Source organism: Pseudomonas sp. PDNC002, from assembly GCF_016919445.1.
GTDB lineage: Bacteria > Pseudomonadota > Gammaproteobacteria > Pseudomonadales > Pseudomonadaceae > Pseudomonas.
In genome coordinates, this window is record NZ_CP070356.1 from 312304 (window position 1) to 329123 (window position 16820).

The 16820-nt window shown below is 62.4% G+C and carries 17 protein-coding genes and 1 pseudogene; 11 read left to right on the forward strand and 7 right to left on the reverse strand.

What is annotated here, in order from left to right; all coding sequences use genetic code 11:
• Positions 1–10: 10 nt before the first annotated feature.
• Entirely contained in the window at positions 11–277 is a 267-nt protein-coding gene (locus JVX91_RS01535) for a DksA/TraR family C4-type zinc finger protein (protein ID WP_205337701.1), read from the reverse strand.
• 175 nt (positions 278–452) lie between these two features.
• Between JVX91_RS01535 and JVX91_RS01540 the strand changes: the two genes are divergently transcribed.
• Positions 453–1118: a hypothetical protein gene (locus JVX91_RS01540; RefSeq protein WP_205337702.1), complete on the forward strand. Its 666-nt coding sequence runs from the start codon at positions 453–455 to the stop codon at positions 1116–1118.
• 25 nt (positions 1119–1143) lie between these two features.
• On the opposite strand, the gene JVX91_RS01545 is transcribed toward JVX91_RS01540, so the two are convergent.
• Complete coding sequence (locus JVX91_RS01545) at positions 1144–2007, reverse strand: oxaloacetate decarboxylase (RefSeq protein ID WP_205337703.1); 864 nt, start codon at positions 2005–2007, stop codon at positions 1144–1146.
• Positions 2008–2390: 383 nt separating this feature from the next.
• On the opposite strand from JVX91_RS01545, the gene JVX91_RS01550 reads away from it, so the two are divergent.
• From JVX91_RS01550 to JVX91_RS01565, 4 genes are all read left to right on the forward strand, one after another.
• Positions 2391–3656, forward strand: coding sequence for an Hsp70 family protein (locus JVX91_RS01550; RefSeq protein WP_205337704.1), 1266 nt, complete (start codon positions 2391–2393; stop codon positions 3654–3656).
• Positions 3657–3727: 71 nt separating this feature from the next.
• A complete protein-coding gene (locus JVX91_RS01555) occupies positions 3728–3934 on the forward strand; it encodes a hypothetical protein (protein WP_205337705.1) in 207 nt (68 codons plus the stop codon).
• An 86-nt stretch (positions 3935–4020) separates the two neighbouring features.
• Positions 4021–4365: an osmotically-inducible lipoprotein OsmE gene (gene osmE / locus JVX91_RS01560; RefSeq protein ID WP_205337706.1), complete on the forward strand. Its 345-nt coding sequence runs from the start codon at positions 4021–4023 to the stop codon at positions 4363–4365.
• 163 nt (positions 4366–4528) lie between these two features.
• Positions 4529–4984: a GyrI-like domain-containing protein gene (locus JVX91_RS01565; RefSeq protein ID WP_205337707.1), complete on the forward strand. Its 456-nt coding sequence runs from the start codon at positions 4529–4531 to the stop codon at positions 4982–4984.
• Between the two features lie 252 nt (positions 4985–5236).
• On the opposite strand, the gene JVX91_RS01570 is transcribed toward JVX91_RS01565, so the two are convergent.
• Complete coding sequence (locus JVX91_RS01570; protein ID WP_205337708.1) at positions 5237–7321, reverse strand: AsmA family protein; 2085 nt, start codon at positions 7319–7321, stop codon at positions 5237–5239.
• Between the two features lie 282 nt (positions 7322–7603).
• On the opposite strand from JVX91_RS01570, the gene JVX91_RS01575 reads away from it, so the two are divergent.
• The 3 genes and pseudogenes from JVX91_RS01575 to JVX91_RS01585 form a co-directional block, all read left to right on the forward strand.
• Positions 7604–8137, forward strand: coding sequence for a ferritin-like domain-containing protein (locus JVX91_RS01575; RefSeq protein WP_205337709.1), 534 nt, complete (start codon positions 7604–7606; stop codon positions 8135–8137).
• A 317-nt stretch (positions 8138–8454) separates the two neighbouring features.
• On the forward strand, positions 8455–9060 hold the full coding sequence (locus JVX91_RS01580) for a hypothetical protein (RefSeq protein ID WP_205337710.1): 606 nt from the start codon (positions 8455–8457) through the stop codon (positions 9058–9060).
• Between the two features lie 331 nt (positions 9061–9391).
• A pseudogene (locus tag JVX91_RS01585) lies at positions 9392–9775 on the forward strand (phage infection protein); the annotation flags it as partial.
• A 205-nt stretch (positions 9776–9980) separates the two neighbouring features.
• Here JVX91_RS01585 and JVX91_RS01590 read toward each other — a convergent pair.
• Positions 9981–11291, reverse strand: coding sequence for an MFS transporter (locus tag JVX91_RS01590; RefSeq protein WP_205337712.1), 1311 nt, complete (start codon positions 11289–11291; stop codon positions 9981–9983).
• 155 nt (positions 11292–11446) lie between these two features.
• Entirely contained in the window at positions 11447–13003 is a 1557-nt protein-coding gene (locus JVX91_RS01595; protein WP_205337713.1) for a hypothetical protein, read from the reverse strand.
• 155 nt (positions 13004–13158) lie between these two features.
• Here JVX91_RS01595 and JVX91_RS01600 point away from each other — a divergent pair, with 155 nt between their 5' ends.
• Positions 13159–13401, forward strand: a complete 243-nt coding sequence (locus tag JVX91_RS01600; RefSeq protein WP_205337714.1) for a DUF6868 family protein — start codon at positions 13159–13161, stop codon at positions 13399–13401.
• Positions 13402–13512: 111 nt separating this feature from the next.
• A complete protein-coding gene (locus JVX91_RS01605) occupies positions 13513–13728 on the forward strand; it encodes a hypothetical protein (protein ID WP_205337715.1) in 216 nt (71 codons plus the stop codon).
• A 6-nt stretch (positions 13729–13734) separates the two neighbouring features.
• On the opposite strand, the gene JVX91_RS01610 is transcribed toward JVX91_RS01605, so the two are convergent.
• Entirely contained in the window at positions 13735–14817 is a 1083-nt protein-coding gene (locus JVX91_RS01610; protein ID WP_205337716.1) for a fatty acid desaturase, read from the reverse strand.
• Between the two features lie 14 nt (positions 14818–14831).
• Complete coding sequence (locus JVX91_RS01615; RefSeq protein WP_205337717.1) at positions 14832–15932, reverse strand: ferredoxin reductase; 1101 nt, start codon at positions 15930–15932, stop codon at positions 14832–14834.
• A gap of 146 nt (positions 15933–16078) precedes the next feature.
• Here JVX91_RS01615 and JVX91_RS01620 point away from each other — a divergent pair, with 146 nt between their 5' ends.
• Positions 16079–16714: a TetR family transcriptional regulator gene (locus tag JVX91_RS01620; protein ID WP_205337718.1), complete on the forward strand. Its 636-nt coding sequence runs from the start codon at positions 16079–16081 to the stop codon at positions 16712–16714.
• Positions 16715–16820 lie beyond the last annotated feature (106 nt).

Here is a 16820-nt window from a genome sequence, read left to right on the forward strand (position 1 = left end):
GAGCCACGCCTCAGCGCAACTGGCTGTCCTTGCTGCCGCGACGGTTGTAGCCGGCGTAGCTGGCCTGCTCCCGGTCGTGCTCGGTCTGGCACTTCACGCACAGGTGCACACCGGGAATGGCCTTGCGCCGTGCCTCGGGAATCGGGGCGTCGCACTCTTCGCAGTGCGTCAGGCTTTCGCCCTTGGGCATCTGGCTGCGCGCCCGCGCGATGGCATCCTCGATCGTGCTGTCGATCTGTTCCTGAACCGCTCCGTCGTTTGCCCAGCCACTGGCCATGGCAACCTCCGCTGATTGATCAGTCCTTGTACAGATATGCAGGCCCAGGCGGGCAATTGCAAGAGGAAGCTCGCGAATGAATCAGTCGTAAGCCGAGAAATCTCGGAATCATCTGACATGCACGAAGGACGTCAAAATCGAGAATGGCGGACATTTTCTCCCCGAGGAACAGTCCATGCGATCCTTCCGCCCTCTTCTCGCGAGCCTGCTGCTGAGCAACGTGCTGCTTTGCTCCGCCCAGGCCGCCCAACCGGCCACGCCGGCGCAGTACAACGACCCGCTGGTGCAGGACATCGAACGCTACCTGCTGCTGTACAGCGCCACCGGCGACGAGCGTTTCCTGGAGCGCCTGAACAGCCTGGGCGTCGTGCTGGAGCAGAAGCTGGCCACCCAGGACAAGGCGGCGTCCCTGAAGGACATCTGGCAGCTTTACCAGCAGACGCTGGTCAAGGTGCGCGACGCCTACGGCAAGAAGGGCGTCGACCTGAAGCAGGCGGTGAAGCAGACGCGGGAAGTGGGCGACCTGTTCAATACCTTCCTCATCGCGGGCTCGGACCCTCAGCCCAAACTGCTGGCCGAGCTGCGCGAGCTGGCGCTGCTGGAAGCGCGAAAGGCCAATGGCAAGCTGCTGGGCGTCGCGACGGAGAAAGACACCAAGCGCATCGGCGAACTCCAGGAGTCGGTGCAACAGCAACTCCAGGCGCTGCCGGCCAACAGCGACCGCGACGGCCTGCTGATGCGCTGGAGCTACCTGCGCAAGACGGAAACCGACAAGGGCACGCTGCTCTATCCGTTCAACGCGCAGATCGAGTACCTCACCACCCACTTGCCCCAGAGCTGAGGCTCTCGGGGCGGGCAGCGCGGTCCTACTCTTTCACTTCCATGTATTCCCGCGCCCAGATCTGATATTCCTCGGGCAACGTGTATTTTTTCGCCAGCTCGGAGGCGGTCAGGTCCGAGGCATCCACCCCACGCTGCTCGCGCAGGCAATCGTAGGTGGCCTTGATCGCGGCGAAATAGGCGGCGTGGCCGTCGACCACGATGCGCACGCCCAGGTGCGCCAGGCGCTCGTCGTCACGCAGCGCGGGGTTGCCGTAGGACACCAGCATCAGCGGCACGCTGAGGTGGCGGGAAATGGCTTCCAGGTGATCGAAGTCGCGGATGCCGACCATGCAGATGCCGTCGGCGCCAGCGGCCTGGTAGGCCAGGGTGCGGCGGATCACGTCATCCACTTCCAGCACCTCGGCATTGGTGCGGGCGATGATCGCCATTTCCGGATCGATGCGCGCTTCCAGCGCCGCGCGGATCTTGCCGACGCCTTCCTCCACTGGGATCAGGTCAGTGGACTTGCGGCCGAACTGCGCCGGCAGCAGGGTGTCCTCGATGGTCAGCGCAGCCACGCCGGCACGCTCCAGCTCGACGATGGTGCGCATGGTGTTCAGCGCATTGCCGTAGCCGTGGTCGGCGTCGGCGATCACCGGCAGACGAGCGACGCGGCCGATGCGAGTGGCCTGCTCGACGAATTCGCTGAGGGTGATCAAGGCGAAGTCCGGTGCTGCCAGAACTTGTAGTGAAGCTACAGAACCACCCAGGATGCCCACCTCGAACCCCAGATCCCCGGCGATTCGTGCCGACATCGGATCGAACACCGACGCGGTGTGGTAACAGGAGGAAGAGGTCAGGAGGGCGCGGAATTCCTTGCGCAATTCGTGGAAGGAGGCTCTGTGCATGGTGGGATCCAACGGCTTATACGGGGTGGGAGAACGGAAATCCGATAGTGAAAAACTCTTGTAGGAAAACTACAGGAACACAATGTAGCAAAACTACAAGCTACTCCCCAAGCCCTCTTTGCCACCACAGCCTTCCGACGGATAACCAGAGCCGGTCGAGGCTTCCAGAAGGCCGCGGCGGCGCCTGTTGCACAGGGGCGAGGCGCGAATCCTGTGGCTTGGTCATTCCAGATGAGCGATGCGCAACGAAGCGCTGCGCAACAAGCGACCCGTCCTCCGGGTTGCGCGGCAACGCGGCTCGTCAGGAAACCTCGCCCGACCCTGCATTTCCTACAGCGCTCGCGTACACTGCGCGGCCGTTTTTTCTCCGGACACTGCGCACCATGTTCCAGACCACTGCGGCCCGCGCCCTGGGCATCGACTTCGGCACCTCCAACTCCACCGTCGGCTGGTGGCGTCCGGGCACCGAACCGCTGATCGCCCTGGAAGACGACAAGATCACCCTGCCCTCGGTGATCTTCTTCAACGTCGAGGAACGCCGTCCGGTATACGGCCGCCTGGCCCTGCACGAATACCTGGAAGGCTACGAAGGCCGCCTGATGCGCTCGCTGAAAAGCCTGCTGGGTTCCTCGCTACTGAAAAGCGAGACCACCGTGCTGGGCAGCGCCATGCCGTTCAAGGACCTGCTGGGGCTGTTCATCGGTGAGCTGAAGAAGCGCGCCGAAGCGGTCGCCGGGCGCGAGTTCGACTCCGTGGTGCTGGGCCGTCCGGTGTTCTTCGTCGATGACGATCCCAAGGCCGACCAGGAAGCCCAGGACACCCTGGTGGCGGTGGCGCAGAAGCTCGGTTTCAAGGATGTCTCCTTCCAGTACGAACCGCTGGCCGCGGCATTCGACTACGAGCGCAGCATCCAGCGCGAAGAGCTGGTGCTGATCGTCGACATCGGCGGCGGCACCTCGGACTTCTCGCTGGTCCGCCTGGCACCGGAACGCCGCGAAGTGGCCGACCGCCAGGGCGACATCCTCGCCACCGGCGGCGTGCACATCGGCGGTACCGATTTCGACAAGCAACTCAGCATCCAGGGCGTGATGCCGCTGTTCGGTTACGGCAGCAAGATGAAGAGCGACGCCTTCATGCCGACCAGCTATCACCTCAACCTCGCCACCTGGCACACCATCAACGCGGTGTACGCGCAGAAATCCCAGCTGGCCCTGCAGAACATGCGCTACGACATCGTCGACGCCACGGGCATCGACCGCCTGTTCAAGCTCATCGAGCAGCGCGCCGGCCACTGGCTGGCGATGCAGGTGGAAGCGAGCAAGATCGAGCTGTCCGACACCGACCGCCGCGACATCGACCTGACGCGCATCGAAGCGGGCCTGGTCGCCGAGCTAACCCGTGACCTGTTCGAAGGCGCCATTGGCCCGCTGCTGGAGCGCGTGCGCGGCAGCATCACCGACTTGCTCAATTCGGCCGACGTGGACCCGGCGCGGGTCGACACCGTGTTCTTCACTGGCGGTTCGTCCGGCGTGCCGGCGCTGCGCGAGAGCGTGGCGGCGATGCTGCCCAATGCCCGTCACGTCGACGGCGACCGCTTCGGCGGCATCGGCAGCGGCCTGGCCATCGAGGCGATGAAGCGCTACGGCTGAGCACCTGCTCACTGACGCGCGAGCCGCCATGCGCTAGTGTGACGGTTCACCTACCCGCGCCGGAGTCAGCCATGCGCCCGTACCGCCTGTTGAGCATCCTGTCCCTGCCCTTGGCCCTGTCTGCCTGCGGCCTGGGCGAAACCGCCGCCACGGCCAGCCTGCAAGCCAAGCAGGCGCAACAGGCCCAGCAGCAGATGCAGCAGCTCAAGGAACAGGTCGACCAGGCCAACGTGCAGAACCAGCAGCGCCTCGACCAAGCGCTGAAGGATTCCGAGTAGGCGCGCCGTGCGCAGATTTCTTGAACGCTGCGCCACGCTCCGGGCTCAAAGCTGAGCGAGTGAATGGCTCAACCAAGGAGAACGCCATGTACAAGCGATCACTGCTGGCACTGTTCGTCCTGGCCTCGGTGGCAGGATGTGCGTCCACCAAAGTGCAGAACCCGGTCAACTACATCACCTACCGCGACGAACCGCTGGTGCGTAACGTCGAGAAGGGGATGAGCCAGGAAGAAGTCCTGCGCGTCGGCGGCACGCCCTCCGCGACCCAGAAACGCCTGATGAAACCTGGCAGCTGCAATAGCTACATCCTCAGCAAGGACGGTCAGCAGCAGCCGTTCTACGTCAGCTTCGACGGCAGCGGCAAGGTGGATGGTTCAGGCTTCATGACCTGCTCCGAGCTGGATCGCCACGAGCGCGACTACCAGCCGTGACGGCCCATGGCCCTCGATGAAAAAGCCCTCGCTCCCCGGCGGGGGCTTTTTTTTCATCGAGCTGGAGAACACATTCCCTGGTCCTTCGCCCGAGCCGGGTGCCTGGAATATTCCCGCCGTGCGCTGGCCGTCTATCATGGCTGCAGCCATCGAGGAGCCGATCATGAAATACCGCATCATCGAACTACCCGCGTTCCAGGTCATTGGCATGGACTACCGTGGCAATGCCGCCGACGACAGCATTGGTCAGCTGTGGCAACGCTTCCTGCCCCGCGAGAAGGAAATCACGCAGAGCACGCAGGACAAGTCCGCCTATGGCGTCTGCACGCAATTGCCGGGCGGCGAGTTCCACTACATCGCCGGCCTTCCGGTGGACGCCGGCGCGACCGTTCCCGAAGGCATGCTGAACGTCGAGGTGCCGGCGCAGAAGTACGCCGTGTTCACCCACATCGGCCCGGTCACCGCCATCGCCGACAGTTTCCAGGCCATCTACTCCAGCCTGCTGACCCGCCACGGCCTGGAACCGAAGAAAGGCATCGACCTGGAGCGCTACACCGAGCGCTTCCTCGGGCCGGAAGATCCGGCCTCGGAAACCGACCTGTACGTGCCGATCTACTGAACCGCCGGGAGGATGGATAACCCGCACCGGGTTTTCCGCCCTACGCACTGGCGTCACCTGTAGGAATGTGTCATGCGCGCAATCGTGGGCGTGGCCCGCTCCCACCCGATACTCCTGCGCCCGGATCGACCCTCACCCTAACCCTGGCTACGCGCCCCGCTCATGAGGGAGAGGGGCGCGTAGCCAGGGTTGGGGTGAGGGGATGCCCTGGCGCAGATATTTCAGAAGAAGACAGTTGCTCCTACAGGGAGCTCATTTACCCTTCGTGGGCGCTTTCGGCGGCTGCTTCATCTGCTCCAGCAACGCCGCGCACTGGTTGTCGTCCTGCTTGCTCGGCGCGATCAGCGCCAGCAACGCGGCCGCCGGGGCGACCGCCACGCCGAGCGCGACCATGCCGGCACCGCGCGCGGCCAGCGGCACCACATGCACCCCGGCTTTCGGGTTCTTGTAGGTGCCCTGCACGTAGAGCGGCGAGCGCAGCGAGAAGATCCGCACGCCCTTGCTCTGTGGAACGATGTCCAGGTCCAGTTGCTCGGTGGCGAAGTTGGTCGTTCCCTCGATGGTGATGATGGCGTTCTCCGTGTCGAAGACGAATACCCGCGGCTTGGCCAGGCCGTTGGTGATGCCGACGTCGGCGGCGGCGCAGTTGATCTTCACGTCGTCATCGCCGAACAGCTTGTTCACCACGTAGTTGCCCACGTTCAACCCTGCGATTTCCATCAGGCTGCGACTGATCCGGCCATCGTTGATCAGCAGCTTCATCTCACCATTGGCGCCCGCGAGGATGGTCGCCACCGAGTTGCCCGTGCCGGTCAACGCGGCGTCGCCATTCAGCTCACCGAAGCTGGACTGCATCGGCGCGAAGGTGGGCGCCAGCTCCTTGAGCTTGAAGTTGCGTGCCTTCATGTCGACGCGGCTCTGCAGCGGCGTCTTGCCGCCGTCCAGGCGGATATGCGACTCCAGCGTGCCGCCGGCCACGCCGAAGCGCAGCGGCTCCAGGGTCAGCAGGCCGTCATTGAGCACCAGGTGGGTGTACAGGTCGCTGATCGGCAGCTTGTCGCTGTGCACGATGCGCTTGCCGGTGAATTCCACGTCGGCGTCCATTGCGCGCCAGCGCTCGGTGCGGAACTCCTCCACCGGTAGAACCTTGTCGGCCGGTTGGCGCGTGCTCTGGCCACGCGCCTGTTTCTCTTTATTGGAATCGGCGCCGATCAGCGGGCCGAGGTCGGCCATGCGCAGTTGCTCCGAGCGCAGCTTGCCGGACAGCTTGGGGCGCGGCTGGCGATTGACGAACACCAGGTCGCCATGCAGATCGCTGTCGCCGACCTTGCCGTTGAAGTTCTCGTAGTGGAACTGCGCGCCGGCCGAATCGTGCAGCTCGGCCTTCAGGCGACCGTCGGTCTCGTAGGCCGGCGTGTCCGGCAGGGTCACGCCGGTGAGCGGGAACAGGTTGGCCATGCTGGTGCCGGCCAGCTTCAGGCGCAGGTCGAGCGCGCCGAGGTTGAGCGGATCGGTCAGGGTGCCCACGACACTGGCGCGGGTGCTACCCGCGGAGACATCGGCCTGCACCGGGAAGGGCTTGGCCGCGTCCTGCAGGGCGAGCATGCCGCCGACCTTGCCCGATCCGTTCAGGGGCAAGCCCTTGTACTGGCCCTTGACCTTCCAGCCGAACACGTAGTCCTGGGTCCCGGCCTTGTCGCCGCCAGCCAGCGCCTTGCCGGCCAACTGGCCGAAGGGCACCGGCTTGCCGAGCGGGTCGACCTGCAACTCCAGGCGGGTCTTCAACGTCTGGTCGTCCAGCGTCACGTTGCCCTTGTCGAAACCGATCTCGCCGATGTCCAGCTTCCACGAGGTTTGCTCGGGCACCGCATTGGGGTCCTCTTCCTTCTTCGGCAGGTCGAAGGTCCAAGTGGCGCGACCGTTGGCCAGGCGCAACAGGTCGGCGCTGGGTCGCGTGAGAACGATCTGCGGGATGCGCACGGTCTGCCACAGCAACGGCAGGGGCGCGAGGCGGAACTCGACCTTCTCCAGACTGGCGAAGTTGGCCGAGCGCGTCTTGCCGGCCGCCCAATCCGGATTGCCCAGCGTAATGTCCTGGGCGCTGAAGTGCGGCCAGGGCACATAAGCACGCCAGCCACCCTCCGCAGGCTCGGTGCGCCAGAACACCTGCAGGTCGCCATTGATAGCGAAGGGTCGCCCCAGCTCGGTAGAGACCTTCTCGTTGATCGTGGGCTTCACCCGGTTCCAGTCGAAGGTGGCGATGAACACCACCAGCGCGGCAATCACCGCGATGAAACCCGTGAAGCTCCAGAGGCAGATTCTTTTCCCGCGCGTCATACCTGAACTCCCTGCTTGCCGCGTCGGTGGAAGCAGCGACGTCCCCACGCCGCTGCCGGTATTCATCGGCCGCCTGAGCATGCCGGGTGGGCATTCTCCATTGACCTGTGGTCTTGGACCAGCATAGCGGGACGATGTCTCCCGCGATTTGCACGGCAAACCTTCGCGCCGGCCTCTGGCCGAGAAAACTTAAACTTTCCGGGCGAGCCGCCACTCACACCCTTGTGACCCGTACCGAGCCGAGCGCCACCGCAGCGCCGGTCCGCCACAAGGAGAAACCTGATGAGCCAAGTACAACTGAGTGACGTCCAGACCCTGCGCCAGCGGGCACGCCGCAACATCGAAGAAGGCGCAGTGACCGAGGGCTACCATGCCGACCGCAAGACCGTGCTGCGTCTGCTCAACGAATCGCTGGCCACCGAGCTGGTCTGCTACCTGCGCTACAAGCGCCACTACTTCATGGCCACCGGCCTCAAGGCCAGCGTCGCCGCCGCTGAGTTTCTCGAGCACGCCACGCAAGAGCTGGAGCACTCCGACCTGCTGGCCGAGCGCATCATGCAGCTGGGCGGCGAACCGGACTTCAACCCCGCCAATCTCACTGAGCGCTCCCACGCCGAATACGTGGCCGGCGCAAACCTGCGCGAGATGGTGACCGAGAACCTGATCGCCGAGCGCATCGCCATCGACAGCTACCGCGAGATCATCGTCTACCTGGGCGAAGACGATCCCACGACGCGCCGGCTGTTCGAGGAGATCCTCGCCCAGGAGGAAGAACACGCCGACGACATGGCCGATATCCTCCAGGACCTGCAGTAGTCCTCCAACGCCCGGTGTCTCGCCGGGCGTTCCACTTCCCCAGCCCTCCTGGTCAAGAAGCCCATTGCAGAGCCCTCAGCGTGCTTCCTCTTGGAAAACACATCAATTAATCAGATATTAGCAATCATGCCGATATCGCCCATCGAGGCAATTGATATAAGTCATTTCAACAAAACAACTTATTGATTTTAAAAGAGTTAAATAACAATCATCGGCATCGATACAGACTATCTTTCAGCATCGTTTTCCAATCGATAATCCAGAACAGATACTGAGTCCGTGTCCAACGAACTCCCCACTCTTTCTGGAGCCGCATCATGAAACGCACCCTCGTACTTGGCTTTGCCCTCTCCGTACTTGCTGCCAATGCCGCTTTCGCCGGCTCCCAGCAAGAGTCTCCTGTCATCAACGCCAGCCAGACCCAACTGCTGGTTCAGGACGGCGCCGAACGCACCCTGGATCAACAGCAGAAACAACTGGACGCCGCCAAGGCCCGTATCGCCGAAAACGGTTCGAGCAATTCGGTGGATCGCCTGATTCAGAAACTGAACGTCGCTGAAAATGGCTCCAGCCAGACCATTGACCGCCTGCACAAGCAACTGGGCGTCGCTGAAAACGGCTCGAGCAAATCCATCGACCGTCTGCACGAAGAAATGAGCGTTGCCGAGAACGGCTCCAGCAAATCGGTCGACCGCCTGCATCAGGAAATGAACGTCGCCGAGAACGGCTCCAGCCAGACCGTTGACCGCCTGCACAAACAACTGGGCGTCGCTGAAAACGGCTCGAGCAAGTCCATCGACCGTCTGCACGAAGAGATGAGCGTTGCCGAAAACGGCTCCGAGCGCACCATCGACCGCCTGCACAGCAACATGGTCGCCGAGTCCGGTGGTGACACCGTCTTCGATGCCCACCTGAAGGCGTGACCCGCAAAGCAGTACACCGCAAGGTGCGAGAAAAGCCCGGCCATGCCGGGCTTTCTTATCTTCCCCGCACGCCCTGACCGCGTCATCGACCACAGGCCAGCCCGTCTTTGTAACGAGGTCTTGCCTGAAACCTCCAGAAACACGCCTGAAAACACCGCCCTAGAGCTGTTTTCGTCGTTCCATCATTGATGGCGATAGTTGAAATTAGCCGGCTAAATAATCGACATCACTGATGCTCTCTATCACGCAGCATCGTTTTTAAATCGATTTATCCGAAGGGAAAATAACCCCGTAGCCAAAACAAACCGCCCCCCTTTCGGAGCCACTCAAAATGAAAACCAAGATCGCCCTCAGCCTTGCACTGACTTCCCTGATGACCGCCAGCGCTGCATTTGCCGCCCCGGCCATCCTGAATAACGGTCCCCGTTCCACCGGCCACGAGAACCAACTCCAGCAGAAGAGCGCAGATGCACGCGTAGCCGCCAACGGCTCCGAGCGCACCATCGACCGCCTGCACAAGCAAATGGATGGCGCCCGCGTTGCCGACAGCGGTTCCGAACGCACCATCGACCGCCTGCACAAGCAGATGGACGACGCCCGCGTCGCCGACAACGGCTCCGAGCGCACCATCGACCGCCTGCACAAGCAAATGGACGACGTCCGCGTGGCTGACAACGGTTCCGAGCGCACCATCGACCGCCTGCACAAGCAGATGGATGACGTCCGCGTAGCCGAGAACGGCTCCGAGCACACCATCGACAAGCTGCACAGCAACATGGTCGCCGAGTCTGGTGGTGACACCGTGTTCGATGCCCACCTGAAGCGTATTTCCTGATTCAGCGAAATACGCCGAACAGGCGAAAGAAAAGCCCGGCATCTGCCGGGCTTTCTCATGTTTGCGATCTGGAAAAGCGGATCGATCAGCTCTTCGCCTCTCCAGCATCCGGCTCGCCATCGGAGCGACCGATACTGGCGGGCGCATCCACCACCAACTCCTCCGGCACTTCCTCGACGCGCGGGTCCAGCGCGGCGGCCATCGGGCTGACGGTATCGGGCATCGCCACGTGGTGCAGCGGCGCCTCGTCGACACGGTGCGCACCGGTGACGCGCTTGGGCTGGACCCAGAAGATCAGGATCAGCGCATAGGCCGACACCAGCATGTAGAACATGCCCGGGCCGAAGTGCCGCATCATCGCGCCGGCGAACAGCGGGCCGATACAGGCGCCAACGCCATAGGTGGTCAGCAGCATCGCCGAGAGCGCCACGCGGCGCGATTGCTCGACATGGTCGTTGCCCAGGGCCACAGCCAGCGGATAGAGCGTGAACAGCAGCATGCCGGTGACGAAGCCGTTCACCAGCAACAGCGTGTACGGCAGCTCGATCAGCCCCCACATCGGTACCGCCGCCAGGCACAGCAGCAAGGCGTTGGCGCGGATCAGCCAGCTGCGGTTGACCCGGTCGGAGAGCCAGCCCAGCGGCCATTGCGCACAGAAGCCAGCGACGATGCACATGCCGACGAAGAAGCTCGCCTGTGACGTGTCCAGGCCGTTGCGCGCCGCGTACACCGGCGCCAGGCCGTAGAAGGCACCGACCATCAGGCCGGCGACGAAGATGGTGCCCAGCGACTGCGGCACGCGCTTCCAGAAGAAACCGATCTCCAGCGGCGCCGCCACCAGCTTGGCCGGGTGGACGCGGCGGGTCAGCGCCAGCGGGATCAGGCACGAGGAGAAGCAGATGGCGACCAGCAACAGCGGCTTGTAATCCAGCGCCGGGCTCAGCGCCAGCAGGCCCTGGCCGACCACCAGGCCGGCGTCCACCGCCACCATGTAGCCGGCGAATACCTTGCCGCGCTGGTGCCCTTCGGCCTGCTCGTTGAGCCAGCTCTCGATCACCATGTACTGGTTCATCATCACCGCGCCCATCACGAAGCGCAGGAAGATCCACACCTCCAGCTGGGAGACCAGCGCATGGATCAGCACGATCACCGTCGCCATGCCCGCGCAGGCCACGTACGAACGAATGTGGCCGAAGCCGGCAATCAGCTTGTGGCCAAACTTGCCACCGCAGACCAGGCCGAAGTAATAGGCCGCCATCAGGCCGCCGACCCAGAGGTCGCTGACGCCTTCCTGGGTCAGGCGCAGGCCCATGTAGGTGGTGAACAGGCCGGAGCCGGCGAGCATCAGCAGCGTGGCGGTATAGAGCGCAGGGAACGTGACGAGCGGGCTGAACATGGCGAGTCCGGCAGGCAGAATAGAAATTGGGAGCAGAACACTAGCACTGACAGGGAATGGCTCAAAGGCGCGGCCAGAGAGTTAGAAGCAGGCGACATTTCGAAAAACGATCACGCCCTGAGCTACCCGTATCTAGAGATACCTTTTTACGTCAGTCAGTTCCGAACCAATACCGCGTAGTTAAATTCCCGGGCGACCAGGTCCTTGAGCTCCGCATCGCTCCTGCCGCTCACGTCGACGATGTTCCCAGCCCCCAGATCTTGTCGCGACGAGTTCACCAGAAACTTGAGATGGTAGGAACCTTCATATCGATTACGCGTGATATCCCAACCAAGGTCCAGCGAGGGAGTCATCCACGCCGCAATCAGATCAGGCTTCCGCCCCATGACATAAGCAGCATCGAACTTCGAGTGCCCGGGATGAAAGCTTGCGCTTTCAACCTTCATCTTGCCGATATGCCGATCATTCAAACCGAGCATGTCGATGGTGAAAAGCCCGGAGACATATGGAATCTTGCCTGCGGCATCGACAGCCAGCGTTGCGCCGGGGTAACGCTCGCCAAGCAATTTTCCAACAGCCAACCAGCAGTCGTAGCGCTCGGCTCTGTAATCAAAGCGGCCATCCTTGAGGGCAAAAACAGATTGGGAAATAGCGAGTATCAGCACCCCAATCATCAACACTCCGCGAAACTGGATCCTGCTCATCAGCTTGAGCACCACGAAAAGCCCCATAGGCATGATCGCCACCAGGAACCTCTCGTAATATATATCGCCACCAATCCAGACCAGATAGCCCAGCCATAAGACCAGAAAGAACTCCGCGAATCCCACTCCGCCTCGCCGACCAGTTCGGATAGCCGTTAGAACGAAGACGAGAGGCACACCCAATATGGCAACCCAGAGCCCCGATCTTATTGAGTAATCGACAACAAAGGACACTCCAGCTTTTATGCGAACAAATAAATTACCGGAGACCTTATTGTAAAAAGTATTGGCAATCACGTCGTGATAGTAAAAATACCTACAAGCGGTATAAAAAACCGCCACGCTCAGGACGAGCAACACAATCCTGAAACCCAAGCGTCTTTCGCCTCGAATGAAAGACCATAGCGACAATGCCAACGGCAGTAAAAATCCGTCTACGCGGCTCAGCATCGAAACAGCACACAACAATAGTATCGCGACTAGCAGCCGTCGCTCATGGCGCTCGTAATAGAGCTCTGCGCACACCCAGAGCGCTGTTGTAACGAGGAGTATGAGAGATGTCTCCAGGCCAGTCGCCACGTTCGCCCACATCCACGGATTGGCAGAGAGCAGAAAAGCCCCCGCATAGGCAAGATCGCGACCTAATCGAGCTTTAACGAATGTGAAGAAAATCAGGATTGTGGCAATAAAAAACAGCGTATTCAGCGCAACACTGTAGACATAAACAATATCCCTGGATATCAGGAAAGACGGCAACACCATCAATATATAGAGGAAATTCGAATACCCCTCTACATATTCACCCGAATTAAAGACAAGCCCACCACCATTGAAAAAATTACTCGCATATCGATATGAGATATATGCATCATCACTTCCAACAGCATGCCCGCTGGTGGAAACCCATGATTGGCCGAACCAGCTATGGGCAATAGCGCCTGCTACAGCAATTAGAATGACGAAGGCCAATGCCCAATTTCGCCGAATTGCCGGGATGGCCGTGATCACTGCGCAGTACTCCAACGGAATGAATGAAAAGTTTCGCATGGTAGTGCGAAGGGTATGATCTTTCCATGTTTCTAACAGCAAATCGCACGAAGAGATCGAACCGAGTGGCTCTGCCCGGCTCAAAACTGTATTAGGCCAATGCAAGAGGCAGCGCTATGCCCACCGCGGAACTGAAACCCTTCCTGCTCTACTGCACCCTGATCAACTACCTCATCCTGCTGATCTGGTTCGCCGCCTTTACCGGCGCCCACGACTTCGTCTATCGCTTGCACACCCGCTGGTTCGCCCTGCCGGTGGAGAAGTTCGACGCCATTCATTACGGCGGTATGGCGATCTACAAGATCGGCGTCCTGCTGTTCAACCTGGCGCCACTGCTGGCGCTGTGCATGCTTTTCTGAATCGATGCGCCACCGGTGCGACATCATGACCGCCGATCGGAAAGCAACTTATTGAAATTTATTGGAAATACGCAGGTCGTAGGGTGCACGCAGTTTTCAGGAGAACTCACTGTGCACCACACAACCCGCAGCCTGCGAAAGACCCTCGATGCCGTCGCCAGCAACAATGAAGCCACGGCCCTGGAAGTCATGCGGGCCGTCGAACAGGTCCAGGACGACCTGCTCCGGCAAAAACTGCTCAAGGCCATCCACCACCTCAACCAGGACGCCGCCGAACTGCGCGCCCTGCGTGAAGAGATCGCCTCGCCGCTATCGCGCCGCGCCTGATCCGGTTCAGGCAGTGGCTGGCAGCGTCGGCAGGCGGTGAATCCAGATGCGCTTGAGCACCGTGGCGAACTGCGCCGACAGGCGGCCGCTGTTGTAGGTCTGGCCGTAGCGCGCCGCAATCTCCTTCACCTCGCGCGATAGCTGTGCATAGCGCCGCGCCGGCAGGTCCGGATAGAGGTGGTGCTCGATCTGGTGGCTGAGGTTGCCGGTCATGATGTGGAAGATCGACCCGCCTTCCAGGTTGCTCGACCCGCGCAGCTGGCGCAGGTACCAGTGGCCGCGCGTCTCGCCCTGTAGTACCTCCGGCGGAAACACCGCGGCCTTCTCGGTGAAGTGGCCGCAGAAGATCACGGTGAAGGTCCACAGGTTGCGCATCAAGTTGGCGATGACGTTGCCCAGCAGCACTGCGCCGAAGGCGCCGGTGAACAGGCCGAGCAGCGGGAACACCAAGTAATCCTTGACCCACTGGCGCCCGACCTTGGCGTTGAACTGGCGCAGCAGCGGGCGCAGTTCTTCCTTGCTCATCCGCCCCTTCACGTACTTGTCCAGGCGCAGGTGCTGCACTGCCACGGCGTACTGGAACAGCAGCGCCTGGATCGTTACCCACAGCGGCTGCCATCGGTAGAACGGCTTCCACTTCTGCTCCGGGAACAGCCGCACCACGCCATATCCCACGTCGTCATCCATGCCCAGCACATTGGTGTAGGTGTGGTGCATGTGGTTGTGCGTGTGCCGCCAGAAGTCCGCGGGGCCAACGATGTCCCACTCGTAGTCCTGCCCGGAAAACTCCGGGTCGTTCATCCAGTCGTACTGGCCATGCATGACGTTATGGCCCAGCTCCATGTTCTCCAGGATCTTGCCCAGCCCAAGCAGCAGAGTGCCCAGCAGCCAGGTCGGCGGGAACCAGCCGAGCATCAGCAGCGCGCGGCCGCTCCAGCAGCAGAAGCGCACCGCCGCGCGGATGCGGCGGATGTAGCGGGCGTCTTTCTCACCCAGGTCATGCAGGGTGCGCTGGCGCAGGGCGTCCAGTTCGGCACCGAAGGCTGCCAGCTCGGCGGCGGTGAGATCGCGGTCTTCGCGCATGGCCATGGGCTCCTGAAGTTTCAGAGATCGACGGTCAGATCGCCCTGGGGCGCGCTGACGCAGATGCGGATGGGCTGGCCCGGCTCGCTGAACAGCTCGCCGCTGCGCAGGTCGCGCACGCAACCGCTGACCAGGGTGCAGGTGCAACGGGTGCAGACACCCTGCCGGCAGCCGTGCACCGGGCGCAGACCGCTGGCTTCGGCCTGCTCCAGCAGACTGCGGCGGCTGTCGCCGGACACCGTTAGGGCGCTGCGGGCAAACTGCAGGCTCACGGTTCTTGCCGGCTCGTTTTCGTCCCAGCTTGGCGGGCTGAAGCTTTCCAGCTGCAGGCTGCGACTGCTTGCGCCGAGCGCCTGGCGCACGCTGTCGACGAAGCCGCCGGGGCCGCAGACCAGCACGTGGCGGTCATCGAGACCCGCCACATGGTCCGGGTGGAAACGACCACGCAACTCGCCCTCGGTCGGTACATCGCCGCTCAGAGCCCAGCGCAGCTCAAGATTGGGATACTGCCGCGCCAGCGCCTCCAGCCCGGCCACGAAAGCCTTCTGCCCGCACTCGCGGACGTAATGCAGCAGCGTTACCGGCCCGGTGTATCCGCGCGCCAGCGCCTCGCGCAGCAGGCCCAACAACGGAGTCAACCCGCTACCGGCCGCGAGCAACAGTACGCCCTGTCCGTCCGCCGGCCAGTTCAACTCGCCATCCGGGCGCCCCAGCTCCAGCACATCACCCACGCACAACTGGTGCAGCAGGAACGAGGAAACCCGTCCGCCCGGCTGCAACTTCACGGCGAACTCCAGGCAACCATCCTCGGCGATACGCGTGAGGCTGTAGCTGCGGCTGCAGCGCACACCGTCGCGCTCCACATACAGCTGAACGTGCTGGCCGGGGCGCGCACCGCGCCAGTGGGCGTTAGGCCGCAGGCGCAGTTCGAGCATGTCATCGGCCACCCACTGCCGCGCCTCGACCCGCGCAAACACACGCCGCAGCGACCAGGCGCGATTGCAGGCGCGCAGCACGGCATCGACGTCCGACTCGCGCAGCCACTGGCGGCGCACCAGCGCACGAAGGGGCACGAGCACGGGCTCGATCAGGCGCAAGCCGGACAGGGGAAGAAGTGACATGGGCGGCACCGAACAGTAAACATGTGTTCACTTAAAATCTCATGCACAGGACTTTTCAGTCAACAGTCGTTCACTGTTTTGCTCGGAACTCCCCGGCGCCGACCGGCTTTTGCTAGAGTGCCTGCGCCTTCGTCATGGATAGCCGTATGTCCACTCCCCGCGCCGAACAGAAACTACAGACCCGCCTGGCCCTGATGGATGCCGCGCGCAGTCTGATGGACAGCGGCCGTGGTTTCGGCAGCCTGAGCCTGCGCGAAGTGGCGAAGACGGCGGGCATTGTCCCAGCGGGCTTCTACCGGCATTTCGCCGACATGGATCAGCTCGGACTCGCGCTGGTCGCCGATGTCGACGAGACCTTCCGCGAGACCCTGCGCGTGGTACGCCGCAACGAGTTCGAACTGGGAGGCGTGATCGAAGCGTCGGTGCGCATCTTCCTCGACGCCGTCACCGCCAACCGCACCCAGTTCCTCTTCCTCGCTCGCGAGCAGTACGGCGGCTCGCACCCGATCCGCCAGGCCGTGGGCTCCCTGCGCCAGCGCATCACCGATGATCTCGCGGCCGACCTGGCGCTGCTCAACAAGCTGCCGCACCTCACCGGCCAGGACATCGACGTGATTGCCGACCTGGTGGTGAAGACGGTATTCGCCACCCTGCCCGAGCTGATCGACCCGCCGGCCGACAGCCTGCCGACGCACCTCTCGCCCCAGGCTAAGATCACCCAGCAGCTGCGCTTCATCATGATCGGCGCCAAGCACTGGACCGGGATCGGCTCGCGCCCCTGACGCCTGCGCACACGTCCGACTATTACCTGTAGGAGCGAGGGGGACGCCTAGTTCTTGCTCGCGAACCAACCCCGCAGCGGACTCGGATCGCGAGCAGGCTCGCTCC

Excerpts from the sequence above, each read along its gene's own strand:
- JVX91_RS01535 (WP_205337701.1), bottom strand. The coding sequence starts at position 277 with ATGGCCAGTGGCTGGGCAAACGACGGAGCGGTTCAGGAACAGATCGAC.
- JVX91_RS01540 (WP_205337702.1), top strand. The coding sequence starts at position 453 with ATGCGATCCTTCCGCCCTCTTCTCGCGAGCCTGCTGCTGAGCAACGTG.
- JVX91_RS01545 (WP_205337703.1), bottom strand. The coding sequence starts at position 2,007 with ATGCACAGAGCCTCCTTCCACGAATTGCGCAAGGAATTCCGCGCCCTC.
- JVX91_RS01550 (WP_205337704.1), top strand. The coding sequence starts at position 2,391 with ATGTTCCAGACCACTGCGGCCCGCGCCCTGGGCATCGACTTCGGCACC.
- JVX91_RS01555 (WP_205337705.1), top strand. The coding sequence starts at position 3,728 with ATGCGCCCGTACCGCCTGTTGAGCATCCTGTCCCTGCCCTTGGCCCTG.
- osmE (WP_205337706.1), top strand. The coding sequence starts at position 4,021 with ATGTACAAGCGATCACTGCTGGCACTGTTCGTCCTGGCCTCGGTGGCA.
- JVX91_RS01565 (WP_205337707.1), top strand. The coding sequence starts at position 4,529 with ATGAAATACCGCATCATCGAACTACCCGCGTTCCAGGTCATTGGCATG.
- JVX91_RS01570 (WP_205337708.1), bottom strand. The coding sequence starts at position 7,321 with ATGACGCGCGGGAAAAGAATCTGCCTCTGGAGCTTCACGGGTTTCATC.
- JVX91_RS01575 (WP_205337709.1), top strand. The coding sequence starts at position 7,604 with ATGAGCCAAGTACAACTGAGTGACGTCCAGACCCTGCGCCAGCGGGCA.
- JVX91_RS01580 (WP_205337710.1), top strand. The coding sequence starts at position 8,455 with ATGAAACGCACCCTCGTACTTGGCTTTGCCCTCTCCGTACTTGCTGCC.
- JVX91_RS01590 (WP_205337712.1), bottom strand. The coding sequence starts at position 11,291 with ATGTTCAGCCCGCTCGTCACGTTCCCTGCGCTCTATACCGCCACGCTG.
- JVX91_RS01600 (WP_205337714.1), top strand. The coding sequence starts at position 13,159 with ATGCCCACCGCGGAACTGAAACCCTTCCTGCTCTACTGCACCCTGATC.
- JVX91_RS01610 (WP_205337716.1), bottom strand. The coding sequence starts at position 14,817 with ATGGCCATGCGCGAAGACCGCGATCTCACCGCCGCCGAGCTGGCAGCC.
- JVX91_RS01615 (WP_205337717.1), bottom strand. The coding sequence starts at position 15,932 with ATGTCACTTCTTCCCCTGTCCGGCTTGCGCCTGATCGAGCCCGTGCTC.
- JVX91_RS01620 (WP_205337718.1), top strand. The coding sequence starts at position 16,079 with ATGTCCACTCCCCGCGCCGAACAGAAACTACAGACCCGCCTGGCCCTG.